At 47.7% G+C, this 21,747-nt stretch carries 2 protein-coding genes (both cut by a window edge); both read right to left on the bottom strand.

The features are described from left to right. Positions 1-16,011, bottom strand: the 5' portion of a protein-coding gene (locus tag C7R94_RS16070) for a non-ribosomal peptide synthetase (protein WP_106782778.1). Its footprint begins 5,427 nt before the window's first position; only the first 16,011 of its 21,438 coding nucleotides appear in the window; the start codon lies at positions 16,009-16,011; its stop codon lies beyond the left edge, outside the window. Further along, on the bottom strand, positions 16,008-21,747 hold the 3' end of the coding sequence (locus C7R94_RS16065; RefSeq protein WP_106782775.1) for an SDR family NAD(P)-dependent oxidoreductase. It continues 6,203 nt past the right edge of the window; only the last 5,740 of its 11,943 coding nucleotides appear in the window; its start codon lies off the right edge, out of view — the gene reads right to left on this strand; its stop codon occupies positions 16,008-16,010. The genes C7R94_RS16070 and C7R94_RS16065 overlap by 4 nt, the downstream gene beginning before the upstream one ends.

The raw sequence follows: 21,747 nt of genomic DNA, 5'->3' as shown, positions 1-21,747 counted from the left end.
CACGGAAGAGACCAGCTTTTTGAAATAATAGATCGCTTTTTCCTTTGGCAAATGATGATTTGTTGGTTGTATGACGGCAGAAGCTTTGACTTCCTGTTCTGTTGTTTTCGGTCTTCCCACCACTGCTGCTTGGAGGCGTTGTAAATCTCCTTCCATTACCATCACCTGATCTTTTCGAGTAGCTACGGCTTCATAAAAAGCGCGAATACCCGTCGCGGTCTGCAAGGCGATCATTCCGACCCTTTGTTTCACCATCTCCTCAACTGCTTCATCTACTTGCATCCCGCCCTCTTTCCAGAGCGGCCAGTTGATAGAGATTGTTTGACCCTGACGTTGCTTTGCCTGCACGCGTTCATTCCGATATTTTGCATAGCCATCCATAAAGGCATTCGCGCAAGCATAGTCTGCCTGACCACTATTTCCTATACTTCCTGCGATCGAAGAAAAGAGGACGAAGAAATCGAGAGGCTGATCTTTACTTGCCTCATCCAAATTCGTAAGACCGGCCACTTTTGACGCAACCACTTGGTTCCATTCTTCTGTCGTTTTCTTAAGGATGAAGTTATCTCGAACGACGCCCGCGCTATGGATGATGCCGTGAAGACCTCCGAAATCCTGTTGAATACTTTGGATGAGCTGGACTACTTCCTGCTTGTCCGTCACATCAACTTGACGGTAGACAACCGTTGCCCCTGACCTTTGCCATTCATGAAGCATCGCTTGTTTATCTTCTGGCAAGGGAGAACGTCCGGTGAGAATTACGGTTGCTTGTTTCGCTTGACTCGCGATTTCCCTTGCGAAAATCAATCCTAAACCGCCTGCTCCGCCCGTAATCAGATAGGTTCCTTGATCTTTCCACGGAATGGTGACCTCATCATGCAATGGCTTGGTTTCGCACCAGCCCAGTACATAGCGTTTGCCCGCTTGATAGCGAATTCGGTCATCCATAGGATGGCAGGCATTCTCTTGCAGCTTGTTTACGATTTCTGCTGCTTGTTCTCCTGTGTTTATTTCAATGAATTGGCCGATTAGATTTGGATTCTCCTGCTGGGCTGTTTTCAACAAGCCAGAAAGTCCGCTTACGTATGATTGCTCCGCTTTGTCAGGAACGACGACCTGCACTAACACTTTGCCAAGTATCTTTTGTTGGAAGAGGCTTTGGATTTCCAAAAATACTTGGGTAGCATAGGCCTCGAACCTGTCGGCAATGCTATCCTGTTGGGTTTGCAAAGGAATCAAGCGCACTTCGTTCATCTGTGCAGATATGCTGGCAAGCGACGTTTCAAAACCTTCCGCCATCAACACGATATGCTGTGCATAGGCAGGAATCTCCGTTGCTTGTACACCTGCTTGTTCCTTCCAGCAAGGATGAACCATCAACATTCCTTGTCCGTCTGTAGCTTCGAAGTCTACCGCTTTACCGTCAAGCCTGCGAGAGGAAAATCGCTTCATTCTGACGCAAATATTTCCGTGCTCGTCACATAAGTCAATATCGAGCTTTTGTACATGATCAGAAGCGTTGCTGCCATCACTGTAGCGAATATACGCCCACATCTGCGGCGTGCATGGACTGAAGATTTCCAGCTCATCCAGCGCAAAAGGCAAGATTGGCTTTAACGAATCAAGCTGGTGAGTGAGACTCCAGTCATCTGCCCCCATAAATAAACCAATCGCTGCCTGCAAAGCCGAATCCATCATACTTGGGTGCAGCACAAACGGTTCTTCTGTCCCCAAAACAGCGAAAGGTAAAGACAGCTTTGCCAAGACCTGCTCCATGCCCTTATGAACTTGCTCGATTCCTTGCAGCGATGGACCATACTGGATTCCCATTGCTTTATAGATCTCATAGCATTGGCTGCCACTCAAAATGCTATGGCTGCACGCGGCTTGTAGCATAGCGAGATCAAGCGTTGGCGTCTCGACAAGCGAATGCAATACGACACTTCCTTGACTATGCACAATCTCCTCTGCTTCATTCCCTTCATGCTCGCTGTAGATTCGATAGCCAATCTCTCCACTGCCTTCCAGCTGAAGACCAATATGGACATCGACTGGTTGATCATCGACAGCAATTGGCTTGGCCCACACAATATTTTTGAGCGTCATGCCATTCTGTCCCGCTTTCAAGGCTCCCGCTGACTGATCGATTGCCTCGCGTGCCATTTCGAGATAGGCGACACCCGGTAAGAGCTGCTGTCCATTCACAACATGATCGACCAAGAAAAATTCCTGTCCACGGAAGGTAGAGCTATACCGCTGTTCCAACAATTCAGAAGTGTTTTTCTGAAGCAATGGGTGAAGGAAAAGCGTCCCTTCTGATGCTGCCGCCACTTCGCGCGCAAATTGCGTATCCATCTGAGGAATCCAATAACGTTCTCTTGCAAAAGGATACGTAGGCAAGCTAATGCGACGAGGTTTCTTCTCACTATAAAGCTTTTGCCAATCAACCACCCCTCCACTTACCCACAGATCAAGGAGCTTGGCGTATTTTCGTTTGCTTATCCAAGCATCGATTGCCTTTTGCAAATCTTCATCCGCTTCAAACACGGCGATTGTCTTTTTATTGCCTTTCACCTGTCCTCGGAAAACATCTGTGATGCTTTCCTGTCCATCTACAAATTGCGTCAGCTTTTCCTGAAGCTCTTGAATGGAGCTTGTCATCACAGCCAGGCGCTCTTCCATGGCTTCTCGCCCAATTTGAAGCGTGTAAGCAATATCTGCTAAATCCAGGTCAGAAATGGACTGATCCTTGATCGCAGCTAATAAACGCTGTGCCTGTTCGTGAAGCTGGCTTTCGTTCCTCGCTGACAATAGAATGATCGCTGGATTCGCCTGACTTACTTGGATCGCAGGACGTTTCTCATATTCTGGAATGTATTCTTCAATAACGACATGGGCATTCGAGCCACCCGCACCAAAGCTGCTCACACCGGAGCGTCTTGGAATTTCCTGACCGTCAATAACAGGACGTTTCCACTCCGCCAGCTCTTGCTGTACGACAAACGGAGTCGTGCTGAAATCAATATTCGGGTTTAGCACCTCGGCATGCAAGGACGGTGCTAGTTGTCCGTGTTTGAGCTGCAACAGGATCTTCGTTATCCCGGCAATTCCCGCTGCACTCTCACAATGCCCGATATTGGACTTCGCTGATCCAATTGAGCAGAATTGCTTGTCTGTTGTGTACGCCTGAAAGGCTTTGGTCAAGCCTGCGATCTCTATGGGATCTCCTAAAGAAGTACCTGTACCGTGAGCTTCCACATAACTAATCGTCCGTGGATCAATTCCTGCCTCCTTCAAGGCACGTCCAATTACACTCGCTTGTGCATTCGGATTTGGTACGGTGTAGCCATTTGTTTTGCCGCCATGGTTAATGGCGCTTCCTTTTATCACACCGTAAATTTGATCTCCATCGGCAATCGCTTTCGCCAGAGGCTTAAGCAGTACTGCTCCGACACCCTCTCCAGGCACATAGCCGTCACCGCCAAGTCCAAAGCTTTCGCATCGTCCCTTGCTGGAAGCAAATTTTCCCTGTCCGAGCATCAAATATTTATTTGGGTGAATGGAAACATTGACACCACCCGCAATCGCAACCTCGCATTCACCGCGCAGCAAGCTTTGGCAGGCAAAATGGATGCCCGTTAGCGAGGAGGAACACATGGTATCAACGGCTACGCTAGGACCATGGAAATTAAAGAAATAAGAAACACGGTTCGCTACAGATGAGAAGCTTCCGCCAAGGGCCATTGGTCTGCCCATCATGGTTTCCTGCGCACCATACAGCTGATACTCTTCATACATGATACCTACGTAAACACCGACATTACCGCCATGTCCGAACCCTTGAGACGATCTGAGAGATTCACGGGTATAGCCCGCATCCTCTAAGGTTTCATATACACACTCCAGGAATAAACGTTCCTGCGGGTCCATGATTTCTGCTTCCAGAGGCGAAATATTGAAGAACAGCGGATCGAATTGATCAACACCATCTATGAATCCGCCCCATTTGCTGTAGGTTTTCCCCCGTTTGTTCTTATCCTCATCAAAATACAGATTGTGGTTCCAGCGCTCTTTGGGGATCTCCGTTATGCAATCCTTTCCATCGCGCAGATTGTTCCAGAACTCTTGCGTATTCCGCGCTTTCGGATAACGTCCAGAAACCCCAATGATCGCAATGTCCAAAGCACCTTTGGCTGGTTGAGTTTCCTTCTGAGCCGAAATGAACCGTGAGCCTTTGCGACTTCTTCCGCGATGGCTGTTCCTTTGCCTTTTCGACGTGTTTTCCTCTTTTGTCACGGATGCTGTTTCTGGGGTAACAACTGCTTCCTGCTGTTCCTTCAGACCCAAGATTTCAATGAATTTGTCTCGATAGGAATCCAAGAAATATCCAATCAATTCTTGAATCGTTTGATACTCAAAAAATAACGTTTTCGGCAGTGAGCCAAAGCTTTTCTCTAATTGGTTGGTTAATTTCATGGATAGAATCGAATCAATTCCGTATGTCTCCATCGAGGCATCTTCTTCGATTCGATTCACAGGCAGTTGCAGCACCTCGGCAAATTCCTTTTTCACAAAATGAGTCGCTTTCTCGAGAAGAACGTTTTGTTCTACACTGGTAGTCGCTTGTTTTTCATTTTGCTCTACCTTGGTTGGTGTGATCGTTTCAACTGGCTGTATCTGTTTTACCAGCATGTCTTCAGACTCTTCCAGTAAATAAGATGCAAGCTGCTGAAGCGTCGGATACTCCACGAATGCAGTCGGACTCAGCCCAATGTGATATTGCTGACTAAGCTTGTTGGCGAATTCAGTTAGTAAAACCTGATTAAATCCGAGTTCAGACAGCTCCACTCTGACATCAATATCCGTGGTAGGAACCTGAAGCAGCTCCGACACGGTTTGCATCAAAGCAAATTCCACTTTTTGTAACAGACTGCTAGTATCCACTGATACCGAATGCTTCGTTTGAGAACTGTTGACTGGTGTTTGCAAAAGCAGTGTTTGCTTGAGCTTTGCCAGATCGCCTTCCATCACCATGACCTGAGCTTTGCCGGAGGCTAAGCCCTGATACATAGCTACTATACCCGTCGAAGTCTGCATAGCGACTACTCCCCTGCTATGCTCCAACATGTCACCTGCCTCTGCATCAGCCTGCATTCCGCCCTCTTTCCACAACGGCCAATTCATGGACAATGTCTGTCCATGACGTTGCTGTAACGCAACCATTCCATTGCGATAGTGGGCAAACCCGTCCATAAAGGCATTGGCGCACGCATAATCAGCCTGTCCGATATTCCCCAAGCTGCCAGCCACCGAGGAAAACAGCACCAGGAAATCCAGTTCTACATCTTTGCTGGCTTCATCCAGATTGATGAGACCCGTAACCTTCGGATGGAGAACCGCTTGGACTTCCTCCCTGTTTTTCTTGAGGATATAACTGTCACGAAGCACGCCAGCACTATGAATAACGCCATGAAGTCGTCCATATTCCTGTTGAATCGTGCGGATCAACTCTGCCATTTCCTGTTTCTGCGTCACATCAACTTGGCGGTATTCAACTCTTGCTCCATATCTTTTCAAGTCATGGAGCTTCCCTTGCTTCTCTTGATCCAATGGGGAACGTCCTGTCAGAATCAGGTTCGCCTGTTGAACCTTCTGTACAATTTCGTTGGCAAAAATATAACCCAGCCCGCCTGCCCCTCCAGTGATGAGATAAACCCCACCGTCTTTCCACGGAATGCTCGTCTCTTGTGGAGCATCCAGCTCTACCCACTCTGCTACATATCTCTTTCCAGATTGATATCGAATCTGAACATCCAATGGGCAGCGTGCATTTTCATTTATTTTTTTCGCAATCTCGAAATCGTCGTCGCCCGATTCTACCTCTATTACCTGTCCAATCAGGTTGGGGTTCTCCAATTTCGCCGTTTTCATGAGTCCAGAAAAAGCGGTGAAAGACGGCTGTTCTGCTTGCACGGGAACGACAATCTGAACCAATACCTTGCCGCGTACTTTTTGCTTGAAAATCCCTTGAATTTCCTCAACTACCTGCGTCGTATAATCAATGAAACGCTCGGCAATGCCTTCTTGCGGGGAGCGCAAAGGAATGCAACGGACTCCATTCAAGTAGGCTTGGAGATTGTTCCAAGAAACACGATCCGGTTCTACCATTATCACGACTCGCTGTGTATAGTCAGGGACTTCGGTGTTGCTCACAACCGCTCGTTCCTTCCACTCGGGATGAACCAGCAGCGTTCCGAGCTTCCCTTTAGAATCCATCGCCTCTACTTCGCCTTCCAGCACTCTTGCCGAGAAGCCCTGCATACGCACACAAACCGTTCCTCGGTCGTCACACAAATCAATATCTACTTTCTGTACCTTTTCTCCCGTCCTATTGCCGCCAGCCTGCCGAATCCATACCCACATCTGGGAAGAGGTTTGGCTAAAAATGCTCAGCTTCTCCAGTGCAAATGGCAGAATTGGCTTCAGACTCGCTGTATCGCCTGTGCCAAGCAATAATCCGATAGAGGATTGTAAGGCCGAATCCAGCATGCTCGGATGCAAGACGAATTCTCCTTGCGTATCGGCAACCTTGGAAGGCATGGCTAATTTGGCCAATACTTGTCCCTCTCCGACGTACACATGCTCGATTCCTTGCTGAGCTGGCCCATAGACAAGTCCCATTGTTTGAAAGGCTTCATAACACTCACTGGCATGAAGCGTGCGATAGCTGCATTGGGCTTTGAGCGCATCGAGATTGTGCGTGGGTGCAGCGGTGATCCCTGCAAACACCACACTCCCTTGACTGTGTACCACAGATTCAGCCTGGTCTACTTGCGGTTCGCTGTATATTTCGTAGTGAAGGTCGCCGTTATCCTCAGGATAAATACCGATGTGTACCTGAACAGGCTTTTCTTCCACCACAATCGGTTGCGCCCATACGACATTTTTCAGCTCCATCGCGTATTGCTCGTCTTCCAACGCTCCCGCTGCTAGATCCGCAGCAGCTCGAGCCATCTCCAGATAAGCAACCCCAGGCAGGATTCTCTTTCCTTTTACAACATGATCCGATAGAAAGAATTCCTGACCATCAAAAGTAGAGCTGAATCTTTGCTCACAAAGATCCGAAGTATTTTGATGCAGCAAAGGATGCAGGGAAGCAGTCATTCCAAGCGTGCCTTGTGTGTGAGTGGACGGCTGTGTCTTCGGTTTGGGCAGCCAGTAATGCTCTCTGGCAAAAGGATAGGCAGGCAAGCTGATCCGACGAGGCTTGTTCTCGCCATAAAGCTTATTCCAGTCAATATTCAAGCCCTTCACCCAGAAATCGAGAAGCTTGGAGAATTTTTTGCGTTGCATCCATTTTTCAATCGCTTCTTGCAATTCTTCATCGCCTGCGAAAATGTCTGCTGTTTCTCTGCTGCGCTTTACCTGACCACGATAAAGGTCGGCAATGTTGTCATCACCTGCAAGAAAGCTTTGCAACTTCTCTACCAACTCTGAAAGCGAGCTCGCCATCAGTGCCAGGCGTTCTTCCATTGCCTCGCGTCCCACTTGCAGCGTATACGCAATATCAGCCAGATCCACATCTGTAAATGATTGCTCCTCAATAGACGCTAACAGTCTCTGCACTTGTTCGACGAGACGCTCCTTATTCTTCGCCGACAGGACGATGATCGCCGGATTTTGCGGACTGACCGTAAACGACGGACTCTCCTTGACCTCAGGAATATATTCCTCAATCACAACGTGTGCATTGGACCCTCCTGCACCAAAAGAAGAAATTCCGGCAATTCGCGGGAATTCTCTTCTTTCGCCATTCACTTCAATAAGCGGTCGCTTCCATTCAGCCAATTCCTGCTGAACGACAAAAGGCGTTTTCGCGAACGGAATATTCGGATTGAGCTCTTTTGCATGCAGGCTTGGGACTAGCTGCTGATGCTTCATTTGCAGCAATATTTTTGCCACTCCTGCTATTCCAGCCGCCGCTTCCAAGTGACCAATATTGGATTTAACGGAGCCAATCGCACAAAATCCCGTATCCTGCGTATCCTTGCGGAAGGCTTGGATGAGACCCGTAATTTCAATCGGATCGCCAAGCTCCGTGCCTGTTCCATGCGCTTCGATATAGCTAACCGTTTTGGCATGAACGCCTGCCTTATCCAATGCTTGGCGAATCAGCTCTCCTTGAGCAGTTGGATTCGGTACCGTATAGCCATTGGTTTTTCCGCCGTGATTCACACTGGTACCACGAATCAATCCATAGATATGGTCGCCATCCGCAACGGCTTTCGACAGTGGTTTGAGCAGTACTGTACCTACGCCTTCACCTGGTACAAAACCGTTTCCGCCTTGCCCAAAGCTTTTGCATTGTCCATCTACCGAAAGCATATGCAGCGCTGACAAGAAGACATAGCTGGAAGGATGCAGATACAGATTTACTCCGCCAGCAATCGCCAGTTCACAATCCCCGTTATACAAATGCTCGCACGCCTCATGAATGGCTGTGAGCGAAGCGGAGCACATCGTATCAATCGGCATACTCGGACCTTGGAGATTGAGGAAATAGGAAACACGATTCGTCAGGGAGCTAAACGAGGTGTGCGGGTAAATCAATTCACCCTGCTTCCATAAATCAGGTCCATACAAACTGAACCCCGTTTTTGTAATCCCTCCAAAAACTCCGACCCGTCGATTGTACTTTTCCGCAAGCTGTTGTCTCGTATAACCAGCATCCTCCAGCACTTCCCAGCAAGACTCCATAAACAAACGTTCCTGTGGATCGAAATGCATCGCTTCCCACGGGGACATATTGAAAAAGAGAGGGTCAAAGTCAGCGAACCCGTCTACAAAGCCGCCCCATTTGCCATAGCTTTTTCCTTCTGCCACAGCTTTGTCCGGATCAGGCTCGAAAAAGCCATCCAGTGACCAGCGCTCTTCCGGAATTTCTGTGATGCAATCCTTTCCAGATTTTAGATTCTCCCAATACTCGTGCAGCGATCGCGCTTTTGGATAACGTCCGCTCATGCCGATTATGGCAATCGGCTCCCGCGCTATCTGCTTTCCTGATTGCACGGCTGCACTGCGAGTCGGTTCATAACCGGATGTTTCGCGGTCGTTACGCACGAGTGATGTTGATGTTCCGCGATTGACCGCACCCTGACGATCAAGCCCCGTCCACTTCATGCATTCCTGCCTATGATCCGCGACGAGATAATCTGCAAGGGTGTCAAGAGTCTGATATTCATACAAGACGGTCTTGGACAATTCGCTAAAGACATCACCTAGCTTTTTATTCAGCTGGATCACCATAATTGAATCGATTCCGTATACTTCGAACGGTTCATCGACAGCGATTTTTCCTGCTCCCAGTCTCGTCTCTTGACCGAACATCACTTTTAGCTGATACAGTGTTTTCTCTTTTAACACGCCAGCATCGACTGACAGCTTCGTATCTTGCATCGGCGCAGAATCGAGCTGTGACACGACAGGAGTACCTAGCAACTGTTCCTTGAGTGTTGGCAGATTGCCTTCGATAACCAGCATCTGTACAGCGCCGGAAGCCACCCCTTGATACAGCGCCTGTATGCCGCTTGCAGTCGGCATCGCGATCATGCCTCTGGCCTCCATGATCTTCTCTGTCGCTTCATCAACACGCATACCGCCATCTTTCCACAGCGGCCAATTGATGGAGAGTGTTTGGCCTTGTCTTTCGCCTGTCTTCACCAAACGACTGCGATACTTGGCGTATTGATCCATAAAGGCATTGGCAGCAGCATAATCGGCTTGCCCCGCATTACCGAAGCACCCCACACCAGAAGAGAAAAGAATAAAGAAATCGAGCGCCATATCCTTGCTTGCTTCATCGAGATGCGCCAGTCCAGAAACTTTTGGCGCCAGCACTTGTTCCAGTTCATCCGCTGTTTTTCTAATGATGAAACTGTCGCGAATGACTCCCGCACTATGAATAATGCCAGTAACGTTGCCAAATTCATGCTTGATGGCTTGGAATAAGTCTTCTGCCGCCTGCTTTTGTGTGATGTCAGCCTGACGATATTGAATATTGGCTCCTAGTGCTATCCATTCATTGCATTTGGCTGTCTTTTCTTCATCCAAGGGAGAACGACCCGTAATAATTACTGTCGCTCCCTTCGTTCGCTGAGCGATTTCCTCGGCAAAAATCATGCCTAATCCGCCTGCACCGCCCGTAATCAGATAGACCCCGTCATCTTTCCAAACATGCTCGGCTTGCCCAGAAGCTTTCATTTCTTTCCAGCCGCTCACCCACCGCTTGCCATCCTGATAACGAATATGCTTACTGTTCTCATCGGTGCTGTTTAGTTGCAGCTTATGGACCAATTCCGCTGGATTGTCCTCTGCTTGCACTTCAATCAACTGTCCAATCAGCTTGGGATTCTCCAAGTGCGCCGTTTTCAGCAAACCAGCGAGGGCGGAGAAGCATTGCTGCTCCTCTTTGGCAGGCACAACAAGCTGAAGCAGAACTTTTCCCTTTGGTTTATTGGCAAGGATTCGCTGAATTTCCGTGAATATCTGGAAGGTGTAGGCATGGAACCGTTCTGCGATACTTTCCTCGTGCGATTGTGTTTGTAAGACCAGGCAGCGCACTCCGTTCATTTCCGATTCGATACGTGTACTGAATTCCTCTGCCCATTCACAAAGAATCACCAGATGCTCTGCAAAAGCAGGTGAACCAGCTTTTTTGCTGATCTCCTGTTCGTTCCAGCACGGTTGGAGAAGAAGCGTTTCTGTCGTTGGAGTAGCTGAATTGATTTGCGAAATCTGTACAGAAGCCACTCCCGATTCCTTGTACACATTACCAGGAACCCCATAGGACTCCTCGGCAAATGGATAGGTAGGCAAGCTGATGCGACGCGGCTTTGCATCGTTGTACAGGACTTCCCACTCAATATCCAGACCCTTGCTCCACAGCTCGGCTGCTTTTTCTCCATCGTCTTCTGCAAACAGCTTGGTAAATAACTCACGATTAGACCCATTCTTTTTCAATAGAGAAACTTCTTGGCTTGCTTGCCTTACGTTCCCTTGAAAGCTACCCGCTGTTTGTTCGGCTCCACTCAAAAAGTCACTCAGCTTTTGAATGAGTTCCTCAGTGCCTTTGACAATAAAAATAGCCCTGCTCTCCATCGCTTCTCTTCCGATTTGGAGAGTATAGGCCAAATCTGCAATATGGACTCGTTCATGATTATCTTTAAGGAAATCAACGAGTTGTTGGGCATACGCCAGAACACGATCATCGTTTTTGGCTGATAACGGCACGAAATAAACCCGACGGTTGTTAGCATCACTCACACTGACACGCTTAGTTTCTGTCCCAACCTTGCATTGTTCAAAAATTGCATGAGCATTCGTCCCGCCAAGACCAAATGAGCTTAACGCCGCTCTGTGGGGAACAGGTGCATCCTCCCATTTTTTGAGCGTATCAACGACATAAAACGGCGACTGCTCCAAATTGATATTCGGATTCGGTTTTTCATAGTTTAGTGAGGGAGGAATCTCATTATGGTATAAGCTCAATGCTACTTTAATGCAGCCCGCTAACCCTGCGGCTGTATCGAGATGGCCAATATTGGTTTTCACCGATCCAAGTCCGCAGTACTGTTTATTGGATGTGTATTTTGTATACACTTCATTGAGCGCCGCAAATTCTATCGGATCTCCTAAATAAGTGCCTGTTCCATGCGCTTCAATATAGCTAATCGTTTCAGGATGAACCTTGGTGTCATCTAATACTTGCTGAATCACCTCAGCCTGCCCTTTTATACTTGGCGCATAAAATCCGACTTTATCTGCCCCATCATTATTGATGCGAATTCCTCTCATGAGGGCATAAATATGATCCCCGTCCTTGATAGCATCGGTAGCTTTTTTGAGGACAACCACACCGACTCCCTCTCCACCGATCATGCCGTCTGCTGACGCGTCGAACGTCTTGCAGTGACCATCACTGGAAAAGTTCAATCCGGCTTGATAGACATACCCTGTATAAGTCGTAGGGAAAATAGTTGCGCCCCCTACCAAAGCCACTTTTGATTCACCCGATTGCAGACTGCGATAAGCCAGATGCAAGCCAACCAGCGAGGAGGAACAATTTGAATGGACGGCAAAGCTCGGCCCCTTCAGCCCCATTTTATGAGAAATCATCGTGGGAATCGTCCCACCCTGCGCCAAAACCCACGAGACATATTCATTGGGGTCTTTCATGACATTCGGTGATTCCTTGGTGAAATGCGGCAAGAGCGCTTGATAATAACTATTGCTCGCCGACATAAATACACCTGTCTGCGGAACCTGTTTCGGTGTATACCCCGCATCCTCTAATGCTTTCCATGAATGGGTCAATAACAGTCGAAACTGCGGGTCCATAAATTCTGCGTCTCTTGCTGAAAGATGAAAGAATCCTGGATCGAAATGATCCTTTCCTTCTATCGTGGACTGCACCGGAATAAAGTTCGGATTCTGCAAGAATTCATCGGGCAGGTGTAATTGATTGATTTCCTCATCAGAGAAGAAACGTACACTTTCTACGCCATTTCGTAAATTCTCCCAAAACTCTCTATGATTTTTCGCTCCCGGGAAGTGGCAGGAGATTCCAATGATCGCGATGCTATCCTCATAGTATTCAGGATATGCCTCCTCCGCTTGTCCTTCGCTAGACGGCATTGCTTGGTTCGGATTGACCAAATCAGCTTGCTCATCCGATTCCTTCTCTTTCCTTACTGCGATATATTCGCTAATCTCTCGAATATTAACGTACTTAAACAGAGTGGTCACGTTTAGATCGCACTGAAACTCTTCCGTCATTTTGGCTACAACCATGGTAGCGAGAATCGAATCTCCGCCTACATCGAAAAAGCCATCTTCTGTACTGATCCCCTCTACATTCAGGATATCCTGCCAAATTTTCAAAGTCCTTTGCTCAATATCGGATTGCGGGAGGCTCTGCTTCTTCGCCTGGGTGACCACCAGTTTTTGACTCAGCAGCTCTGTACGATCCACTTTTCCATTAGCAGTTAACGGAATTTTATCCATGGAAACAAAAAATGCCGGGAGCATATACTCTGGCAAATTCTCTCTCAAATATTCCCGTAATTTTGAGGGCTCAAGCTGTTCATGGTTGGCACCTGCTTTCGGAACAAAATAAGCAACCAACCGTTTATGATCTCCCTCTTCTTTTACCAACACGACAACGCTTTGGATCTGTGGATGAGCCATGAGTTGGCTCTCGATCTCACCCAATTCAATTCGAAAGCCTCGAATTTTCACTTGATGATCGATTCGGCCTAAATACTCAATCGTTCCATCAGGGAGCCAGCGTGTTACATCACCTGTTTTGTACAATTTGGTTCCGGGTGTAAACGGGTTATCTACAAACTTCTCTGCGGTCAGCTCTGGGCGATTCAAATACCCACGAGCCAAGCCTTTTCCTGCAATACAAAGCTCTCCTGGCACACCAACTGGCACGGGATTCATATGCCGATCAACGATGTAAAGTCGCGTATTTGCGACAGGTCTACCAATTGGTGTATTGCTGCTGACCAGTTCATTTTCAGAGCAGGAGAACCATGCCGCATAAATAGAGGCTTCCGTTGGTCCGTAAATATTTTCGATCTTCGCCTTTGGAAAAGTGGCAACCGTCTTTTTCACCAGCTCTTTCGGAAAGGCTTCACCTGCAACCATCACATATTTTAACGGACAATGCTGTAGGAATGGCTGATTCTCTCCAACGCCGTTGACGAAGACATTCAGCATCGCTGGAACAAAATTGACATGAGTCACGCGATGCTTCACGATCGATTCAGCTAACATTTCTGGTGACTTCTCCCCATTTGGCGGAAGAATGACCAGACGTCCTCTACCAATGAACCAACCAAACAGCTCGGACAAAGAAACATCAAACACATAGTTGGTTTTTAGCAGATAAACATCGTTCTCCATAACGGGATAACGAGATTCAAGGAAAAAGAGGGTGTTGATGATACTTTCATGAGTCACCATGACCCCTTTGGGTTTCCCTGTGCTTCCGGAAGTATAAATCACATAAGCTAGATGACTTGGGTTTACTATCCGGTTGAGCGTTTTTTGCCGCTGGGCCGTCTGCTCAACTTCTTCCCAATCCCTGTCTAACACGAAGCATTTCGTATTTTCTCCTGCGGCTGAAGATAACTTGTCCAAAAGGCGAGCTTGGGTAAGCACCAAAGTACTTTTGCTGTCTTCCACCATGTATGCCAAACGCTCTGTGGAATAGGTTGGGTCCAATGGAACATAAGCTGCGCCAGCTTTCAGAATGCCTAAAATACCGATGACCATTTCCAGGGAGCGTTCGACACATATCCCTACTGTAGCTTCAGGACCTGCTCCCTCTGTCTGCAAATAGATCGCCAGCTTAGTAACCCGCTCATCCAGTTCACGGTAGGTCAGTGACTGGTTTTCATAAACAACAGCCACGGCATCTGGTGTTTGTTGGACTCGCTTCTCGAACAAATCATGGATGCATAAAGCCTGTGGGAATGCCGCTTCAGTCGCATTCCACTCAACGAGCAGCATGTTTCGTTCTTCAGCTGAAATAAGTGGTATCTCATCCAAAGCGATGTCAGGATTTTTGATCACTTCGTTTGCGATATTTTGATAATGCCCTGCCATCCGCTGTATCGTCGCTTGATCAAATACATGCGGATTGTATTTCAAATTCAATACAAACTCGGCTTCCTGCTCAAACACCTCTAACTCAAATTCATACTCACCCTCTTGATGAACACCCTCAATCAATTCGATGGCAAGCTTGTTCTGACATTCATCATAAAATCCCTGCAAGTTTTGGGATTGCAGGAAATTTTGGTACGTAAAGATGATATCGAATACGGGTGAATTCCCATGAAGTCGAGGAATATTCGACTCGCGAACCATCGCTGGGAAAGGATAAACAGCGTGATCCATCCCGTCAATCAGCGTAAGCTGCAATTCCCGAATGAACTGGGAGAAAGGCTTTTCCCCCGCTACCTGACTGCGAATAGGGATCATATTGACAAAATAGCCGATCAGAGAATCGAATCTCTCTTCTGGACGTCCCATCGTCGGCATACCGACAATCACATCTGTTTGGCCTGTATAACGATACAATAAGGCTTTACATATCCCTAACAAGAGAACTGATGGGTTCATGCGGTAATGCTTGGAGAACTGCTTCACCTGCTGACTCAATTCTCTTGAAAATACATGCGTAAAAACCTGCCCCTCAAAGCTTGGTGCAGAAGAACGCGGGCGATCGGCAGGGAGCTCCAGTTGCGGAAGTGTCCCTGACAATTGCTCCTGCCAGTAAGAACGATGCTCCCCGCCTTCCGCGCTCGCCATCATGTCCTGTTCCCACTTTACGAAGTCAGCGTAAACGGTTGTATTTGGTGTTACTTTTGGCTGTTTTCCTTCAACCAGCTCGATATAGGCTTGGACCAAATCTTGTAGGAATAGCAAGGAGGAATGTCCGTCAAAGATCATATGATGAATCGTAATCAGGACAAAATGCTCTTCTTCGGAACGCGACAACAGATGAATGCGAAGCAAAGAACCCTTTTCCAATGAAAAGGGCTCTTTTACTTTTTTCCTGAGATACGGCAAAACATCCTGGGACGTTAGGTGTGAGATGTCCTCCTGCTCAATGGCAAGCGAGTGCTCCGGTCGTTGAAGCAGATACGGAACACCATGCTTTTCCATAATCGAACTTTGTAAAATCGGATGCTGTTTAAGCATAAGGTGGCAAGCCTGTTTAAATAAGGCGACGTCCCATTTCTGTCGAATGCAAAAGCACAACGGAACATTATAAGCACTCATTGTAGGAGACATTTTTTGCAACATCCACAATCCTTGCTGCCCGACGGACAGAGGACTTGTAAACGATGGGGTTTCCAGCTCCAGAAGCTTCTCTTGCACTTCCGCAGCAGACAGCTTACCTTCTTTGTAAGCCATGAGGATTTCCCGTCGCATCATATCATCCCTCCTTTGTCGATTAACTGTTCGATCTCTTCTAAGCTTAGCAGGCCATCTTTGAATTTTTGCAGCAGCATATCGACTGCGAGATTCTCCGTCGGTTCACCGCTATCCTGAGACATTGTTTCGAAATCTGTAGTGGATGCGATCTCTTTATGAATCCACTCTTTTATCTTTATCGCAACTAGATGAGCCAAGGATTTCATCGTTGGGTTCTCCAGCACTTCCCGCCCTCTGATCTTGATGTTCCAGCGCTGCTCTAAATGACGAATCAGCTTAGTAACCATGATCGAATCCATGCCATAGTCCAAGAAATATTTGTTTGGCTTGATTTGCCCTTCCGAAAGGTGCAGCTCCCGTGAGAGAAATTGTGCCATATCCCGCTCGATATTTTCTTCTGTTGGGCTGTCCGGGTTGATATCAATCCCTAACGTCGGTTTTTCCATAGGTTGAATGACCGTTTCAGTTCCAAGCTGCTGCTGCTTACCCTCGTAAGTGGAGAGCCAATAGCGTTCTCTGGCAAAAGGATAGGTAGGCAGGGATAGCATGCGACACTCTTGTGGATGCAAGGATTCCCAAGGAATTTTACCTCCCTGCGTCCAATGAAGGGCAAGCTTTTCCAGATTGTTTTCTGCTAAAAGAACCTGCAATACCGTATCTCCTACCTTGCCTGAAAGAAGATCTCTCACTCCTCCATGGTCTTCTTCAAGATCTCCTGTATAGATAGGAATCGCTGCAATTGGCTCATTGCCTTGTTCGACCGCTTCCAAATACGCCTGTAATCCATGAATCAGTTCATCTCGATCTCGAACCACCATAGCCAGCCTGCATTCCATAGCTTCTCGTTTCACTTGGAGCGTATAGGCAAAATCCGCCAAGGAAAACGCTTGCGTCTGAGCAAATGCTAGCATCCGCTCGGCGACGGCACGCAATCGCTCAGCATTTTTTGCCGAGAATACGACGATCTGAGGTGAAGTGGCAGAAGGAATGGATTTCGTTTCTGACTGTGGCGGAATATATTCTTCAAGAATCAAATGAGCATTTGACCCGCCTGCTCCAAACGAACTGATTGTCGCCCTGCGTGGAACCTCTCGTTCTTCTCCATTGATTCTCACCACAGGTCGATCCCACTTTTGTCGAGCTTTTTGCAGATAAAAAGGCGTTTCTGCAAAATTGACATGCGGGTTCAACGGCTCCGCTTTTATAGAGGGAACCAACTCCTGATGCTGTAGCTGTAAAATCACCTTCGTCAGCTGGGAAATACCAGAAGCTGCCTCGGCGTGACCGATATTCGATTTCACCGACCCAATCGCACAAAACTGGACATCGTCCGTCTGCTTCGAAAAAGCATTCGTTAACGCCTTCAACTCAATCGGATCTCCCAGCAGCGAGCCATTAGCGGCGGCTTCCACATAACTGATTGTCCGTGGATCTATGCCCGCTTTAGCAAAATTTTCTTCTATCAATTGCGCTTGTGCGTTGGGATTAGGCACGGAAAACCCATTGGTACGTCCGCCATGATTGGTCGCGGCTGATTTGATGACGGCTAAGATAGAATCTCCATCTTCTATCGCTTTGGCTAAAGGCTTTAATAGTACAGCACCTACGCCTTCTGCTGGTAAATATCCGTCTCCATCTCCAAAGCTTCTGCTGTCGGCGTGGCTTCCGATCATTTGGGCCTGGCTTAAGCCTAGGTATTTCTTAGGATGGATCGAAACATTCACGCCACCCGCGATAGCAAGCGAGCTTTCTCCCTTCATCAAGCTTTCGCAGGCATGATAAATGGCAATGGCAGATGAAGAACACGCTGTATCAATCGCCATGCTTGGACCTTGCAGATTAAAGAAGTAAGAGACTCGGTTGGCAATCGAATGATAGGAAGACAGGGAAATAATTGAGCCCTTTTCCATATCCGTATCGAATGCGTGATACGGCTGATACATCGCCCCTACATAGACGCCGACTCTATTTTCATATTGACGTTGTAATACCTCTCGCGTGTGTCCCGCCTCTTCGAGCAGATTCCACACGGTTTCCAGAAAAAGACGTTCTTGCGGGTCCATCATTTCCGCTTCGCGAGGAGAAATATGGAAGAACAGCGGATCAAATTGATCGACACCGTCTATGAAGCCCCCCCATTTGCTGTATGCTTTTCCTTGTCTGTTCTTATCCTCGTCAAAATACAAGCTATGATCCCAGCGCTCTTGCGGAATTTCTGTAATGCAATCCTTGCCGTCCCGCAAATTGTTCCAGAACTCTTGTATATTGGAAGCCTGCGGATAGCGACCAGAAACACCAATAATGGCAATGTCGAGGTCAGATGTTGTTTGTTTATTTGCTTGCTCACGTGTAACAAACCGTGAGAAACGACGGCGATGCTCGGTAATGGAGCCAGCAGTAGGCAGTACATTGCCAACATTCTCTACTGTACTTGTCTCTTCGGTTTTCCCAGCCCCCATGATTTCGATGATTTTGTCTCGATGATGAGCAAAAAGATAGCCTGTCAAATCCTCTATGTTTTGGTATTCATAGAGCAACGTTTTTGACAGCGAACCGAATGCTTTTTCCAATTGATTGGTCAATTGCATTGCCATAACAGAGTCGATTCCGTATTTCTCCAACGGAGCTTCCACATCAATTTTATAAGCGGGGAGCTTGATAACAGCGGAAATTTCCTTTTTCAGATACTCCCTTACTTTTGCCCGAAGCCCATCTTGTTGCCCAATGGAAACAGGCTGTTCTTTCTCCATTTTTGCGGAGGCGCCTGCACCCTCTGCTGGTTGGAACTTTTGTATGAATCGATCTTGGTATGCATCCAACAAGTGTTGGGAGATAGCAAAAAGCGTCGGGTACTCTACCAATTCAGAGGGAGTCAGTTCAAGCTCATAGGCTTGATTCAGCTTGTTTGTAAATTCGGTCAGCTTAATCTGGTCAAAGCCGTACTCATGGAGCTCAGCGTGGATTTCCATATTCTCTCTCTCAACCTTGAGCAAATCAGCAACCATTTTCAGCAATGACGATTCAACTTCACTTTGCAAGCTGCTCGAATGAGCTGTTGAGATCACGGGGGATTCCGTTGCTCCCATCAGCCTTTGCTTCATTCGTTCAAGATCACCTTCCATGACCATCAACTGATCTTGTCCCGAGGCCAACCCCCGATACAAGCAGTCGATACCCGAAGCCGTCTGCATAGCAACCATGCCCAGGTCGTCCCACAAGCTCTTTTCTGTCTGTTCATCTACCTGCATTCCGCCCTCTTTCCACAGAGGCCAATTGATGGAGATGGTCTGACCCTGCCGTTCGCCTAGCGTGATCTGCTCGTTGCGGTAAGCAGAGTAGTTATCCATAAAGGCGTTGGCCGTCGCATAATCTGCTTGGCCCATGTTGCCCAAGCTTCCAGCCGCTGAAGAAAAGAGCACAAAGAAATCCAGATTCAGCCCCTTAGTCGCTTCGTCTAAATAAATCAGTCCCGCAACCTTTGGCGCAAGAACTGCTTGTACCTCTTCTTTGGTTTTCTTCAGGATAAAACTGTCACGAGTCACGCCCGCCCCGTGAATGATCCCGTGAAGTTCACCAAACTCTGCTTGAATGCTTTGGATCAAATCCTTCACTGCTTGTTTCTCTGTGACATCCACTTGGCGATATTCGACTCTTGCCCCGTTGTCCGCAAGCTTGCGAAGCTTTGCTTGCTTCTCCTCAGTCAGCACAGAGCGTCCCGTCAGAATCAAGGTGATGCCACGGGCTTTCTCCGCCATTTCTTCGGCAAAAATAAGTCCCAAGCCACCTGCTCCGCCCGTAATCAAATAAATCCCGTTGTCTTTCCAAGGCATGCTTGCTTCATGCTGTGCAGCCGTAACTTCACTCCATCCCGCAATAAATCTTTTCCCTACTTGATAGCGAATCTGGCTGTCGGTTGGGCAAAGGCTGTTTGCTCTCAACTTCTCCGCCAATTCCGCTGAATCTTCGATTGAATCGATTTCGATCAGCTGTCCGATTACTTTCGGGTTTTCGATCTGTGCGGTTTTCAACAGTCCAGCTATTCCAGCAAACAGTCGTTGTTCCGTTTTGAAAGGAGCAACAATCTGAATCAGCACCTTTCCCTTTGGCTTTGCTTGAAGAAGGGCTTTTATTTCTTCAAACGCCTGAACGGCATACGCTTGGAATCGTTCCGCTATGCCTTGCTGATCGGATTGCAACACAAGGAATTTCGCACCGTTTATCTGAGAGGACATGCTCTCCCAAGAAATCCTCCCTGGTTCGCAGAGCATCACCACATGCTGTTCATATTCAGGAGCTTTGGCTTCTCTAGGAATGGCTTTTTCGATCCAAACAGGCTGCAGCATCAGCGTACTAGTGTCTTTGCCTGCTTCACCTGTACCTTTGTTTTTTGCAACTCCGGCAGCTTTTTCACCTTTGAGCACCCTTGTTGTGAATCCCTTCATACTTACACAAACCTTGCCTTGCTCATCACACAAATCAATGTCCAGCTTCTGTACTCTTTGCGTAGCTGCATTGCCGTTGCTATATCGAACCCAAGCCCATGCAGCAGCTGTAGAAGCACTGTAAATGTTCAATTCTTCCAAGGCAAAAGGCAAGGACGGCTGAAGATCGGTTGTGCCCATCATGAGACCGAGCGATGCCTGTAATGCGGCGTCCATCATACTTGGATGGAGGACAAATTTTCCTGCTGTATCCGTAACAGAAGAAGGCAAGATCAGCTTTGCCAGCACTTGGTCTGACCCGACAAACAGCTTCTCAATCCCTTGGTGTGATGGGCCGTATTCCAGTCCTATCCCTTGAAACGTTTCGTAGCATTGGCTAAAGCTATAACTACTCTTCGTGCACTGTGCTTGAATGGCAAAAAGGTCGAGCGTTGGCACTTCCATAGCTGATCGTAGTACTGCTCTTCCCTGGCTATGTACTACTAGATTCTCCTCGGCTTCCCTTGGCTGGCTGTAGATTTCAAAAGCGATTTCATCATTCTCTTCCGGGTATAGTCCCGTGTGTACGTGGATCGGTGCCTCTTCGACAATAACTGGTTTCGCCCACACGATATTTTTCAATTGAATCGCCGACTGGTTATCAGGTCGGACACCTGCTGCCATATCCACAGCCACTCGTGCCATCTCCAGATAAGCTACCCCAGGCAAGACCTTTTGCCCCTTCACGACATGATCTTTCAAGAAAAACTCCTGCCCTGTAAACGTCGAGCTGTGCCGTTGTTCCGAAAGTGTAGACGTATTTTGATGCAGCAAGGGATGCAGGTAAGCCAGCGCGCCTCCGGTAAAACCAATGGCTTGTGACTCCACCTTTGGCAGCCAATAGCGCTCTCTTGCAAAAGGATAAGCAGGTAAGCTGATTCGACGAGGCTTCGTATCCCCGTAGAGCTTGTTCCAGTCAAAAATCAGTCCCTGTACCCACATCTGCAAAATCTTTGCGTATTTCCCTTTAGTGATCCATGTATCGATCGCCTGTTGCAAATCTTCATCTGCGGCGAAAACATCCATCGTTTCTTTATTCCGCTTTACCTGACCCGTGAACAGGTCTTGTCTATCATCCTCATCTTCCAAATAATACGTTAGCTTCGTTTCAAGCTCGGAAATCGACTTGACGATTACAGCGAACCGCTCTTCCATCGCCTCACGTCCTACTTGGAGCGTGTAGGCAATCTCTGCTAGATCGTTGTCCGTCAGCTCTTGCTCCCGAATAGTAGACAACAACCGCTGTACCTGCTCT

The organism is Brevibacillus sp. NRRL NRS-603, assembly GCF_003013445.1.
In the GTDB taxonomy this organism is placed as follows: Bacteria; Bacillota; Bacilli; order Brevibacillales; family Brevibacillaceae; genus Brevibacillus; species Brevibacillus formosus.
Note: the sequence above shows the minus strand (reverse complement) of the source record. Positions and strands in the feature narration are given on the sequence as shown.